General features: G+C 44.8%; 3 pseudogenes (1 of these 3 running past the window's edge). All 3 read left to right on the top strand.

Annotated elements, in window-relative coordinates:
• Positions 1–1264, top strand: a pseudogene (purB, locus tag BHV72_RS05955) (adenylosuccinate lyase); it begins 51 nt to the left of the window's first position.
• Positions 1265–1342: 78 nt separating this feature from the next.
• Positions 1343–2762 (top strand): annotated as a pseudogene (locus BHV72_RS05950) (pseudouridine synthase); the annotation flags it as partial.
• Between the two features lie 105 nt (positions 2763–2867).
• Positions 2868–3020 (top strand): annotated as a pseudogene (locus tag BHV72_RS05945) (asparagine--tRNA ligase); the annotation flags it as partial.

Raw genomic sequence — 3020 nt, 5'->3', positions numbered from 1 at the left:
AGGCAAAACTAAAGCTTTGGCAGCTTATTTCTCTGAATTTGCACTGATTAAATACCGTGTACAGGTAGAGGTGGAATACTTTATCACCTTGTGCGAACTCCCTTTGCCGCAATTAAAAGGAATCGATAACAGTGTGTTTGAAACTCTGCGTAATATTTACCGTAACTTTTCGGAAGCAGATGCACAGCGTATTAAAGATATCGAAAGTGTAACCAATCATGATGTGAAGGCCGTAGAATACTTCCTGAAAGAAGAATTTGACAAAATGGAGGGGATGGATGACTATAAGGAATTCATTCACTTCGGACTGACTTCTCAGGATATAAACAATACGTCTGTTCCTCTTTCTATCAAGGAAGCGCTCGATAAAGTGTATTATCCGTTGATTGAAGAACTGATTGCACAGTTAAAAACTTATGCAACACACGGTCAGCCGGCTTCTCCTACCCGTTTAGGTAAAGAAGTAATGGTATTCGTTTACCGCTTGGAACGTCAGCTGGCTATGTTGAAGGCTTGCCCGATTACCGCTAAGTTTGGCGGTGCTACCGGCAATTACAATGCACATCATGTGGCATATCCTCAGTATGACTGGAAACAGTTCGGTAATCGTTTCGTTGCAGAAAAACTGGGACTGGAACGTGAAGAATATACGACTCAGATTTCAAACTATGATAACCTCTCTGCTGTTTTTGATGCAATGAAGCGTATCAATACTATAATGGTAGATATGAACCGGGACTTCTGGCAATATATCTCTATGGAGTATTTCAAACAGAAGATAAAAGCCGGAGAAGTCGGTTCGAGCGCAATGCCGCACAAAGTGAACCCGATTGACTTCGAAAATGCGGAAGGAAACTTGGGGATCGCCACTTCCATTCTGGAACATTTGGCTGTGAAGCTTCCGGTTTCCCGTTTGCAGCGTGATTTGACCGACTCTACCGTTCTGCGTAATGTAGGCGTACCTTTCGGGCATATTGTGATTGCAATTCAGAGTTCTTTGAAAGGACTTCGCAAACTATTATTGAATGAACCGGCTATTTACCGTGATTTGGATAACTGCTGGAGCGTAGTAGCTGAGGCTATCCAGACAATCCTGCGCCGTGAGGCTTATCCGCATCCGTATGAAGCGTTGAAAGCTTTGACGCGGACAAATCAGGCGATTACGGAAAATTCTATCAAAGAGTTTATCGAAGAACTGAATGTAAACGAAGATATTAAAAAAGAGTTAAGAGCAATTACTCCGCATACTTATACGGGGCTTTAATTGTTTACTTATACAATAAACGTGTTTTTTAAATAGGCCGTGAGGCCAAAGTCTAATTTTATTCGAATAAAAAAATGAGGTGCCGGCCGTGATGGTAACAGGTCGTACAACAGAGAGGGAGGAGAACGTCCGTATCGTCCTTCTTACAACCGTGAAGGTGGGGATCGTCCGTATCGCCCGAGATTTAATGCCAACAATGAAGGGGGCGAACGCCCACAGCGTTCGTATGGTGATCGCTCTTATGGCGACCGTCCGCAACGTCCTTCTTACAATCGTGAAGGCGGTGATCGTCCGTATCGTCCTCGCTTCAATAACAATAGTGAAGGTGGCGACCGTCCGCAACGTCCTTACAACCGCGAAGGTGGTTCTTATGGTGATCGTCCTCAACGCCCTTCCTACAATCGATCGTCCGTATCGTCCGAGATTTAATCCGAATTCTGACGGCAGCGACCGTCCTCAGCGTCCTTACAACCGTGAAGGCGGCGAACAACGCTCTTATGGTGATCGTCCGTATCGTCCCCGTTTCAATAGTGGTGAAGGTGGCGACCGTCCTCAGCGTCCTTACAACCGCGAAGGTGGTGACCGCCCGTATCGTCCTCGCTTCAATAGTGGCGAAAGTGGAGGCTATCGCAGCAACAACGGTGGTGGCTATCGTCCGAGATTCAATAATGACCGTCAGGGCGGTTACCGTCCTCGTCCACGTACCGGCGATTATGACCCGAATGCTAAATATAGCATAAAGAAACAAATCGAGTACAAGGAACAGTTTGTTGACCCGAACGAACCGATTCGTCTGAATAAATTCCTGGCTAATGCCGGTGTTTGTTCACGTCGTGAGGCTGATGAATTTATTACAGCAGGTGTGGTTTCTGTAAATGGTGAAGTTGTTACTGAATTGGGTACAAAAATCAAACGCTCGGATGTCGTGAAATTCCACGATGAACCGGTTAGCATCGAACGTAAGGTATATGTATTGCTGAATAAGCCGAAAGATACTGTTACCACATCGGATGATCCGCAGGAGCGCCGTACGGTAATGGATTTGGTAAAAGGCGCTTGTAACGAACGTATCTATCCGGTAGGACGTCTTGACCGTAACACGACTGGTGTACTGTTACTGACAAATGACGGTGACTTGGCTTCCAAGCTGACACATCCGAAATTTCTGAAAAAGAAAATTTATCATGTTCATCTGGACAAGAACCTGACAAAAGCGGATATGGATCAGATTGCAGCCGGCATCCAGTTGGAAGACGGTGAAATCCATGCAGACGCTATCAGCTATACCGATGATTTCAAGAAAGACCAGGTAGGTATCGAAATTCACTCCGGTAAGAACCGTATCGTTCGCCGTATTTTCGAATCACTGGGTTATAAAGTAGTAAAACTCGACCGTGTATTCTTCGCCGGACTGACTAAAAAAGGTTTGCGTCGCGGAGACTGGCGTTACCTGTCGGAAGCAGAAGTAAACTACCTCCGCATGGGTTCGTTTGAATAATAAGTTAATAAATAACAACTTGACAGAGGACGGGGAAAGAAAGCAGGAAAAAATGAATCTTGCGTTTTAAACCTCGTCTTCTTGTATCTAAAAAGAATAAGTTAAATGGAAAAGATTGGTAGAACAAAAATTGTTGATCTGTTGAAGCGTACGGATATCGGCGCTATGGTCAATGTGAAAGGATGGGTTCGCACCCGCAGAGGTAGCAAACAAGTAAACTTTATCGCACTGAATGACGGTTCTACAATAAATAATTTG

It is taken from the genome of Bacteroides sp. 43_46 (genome assembly GCF_001915455.1).
Classification (GTDB): Bacteria; Bacteroidota; Bacteroidia; order Bacteroidales; family Bacteroidaceae; genus Bacteroides; species Bacteroides caccae.
This window is presented reverse-complemented; position numbering and strand designations above follow the sequence as displayed.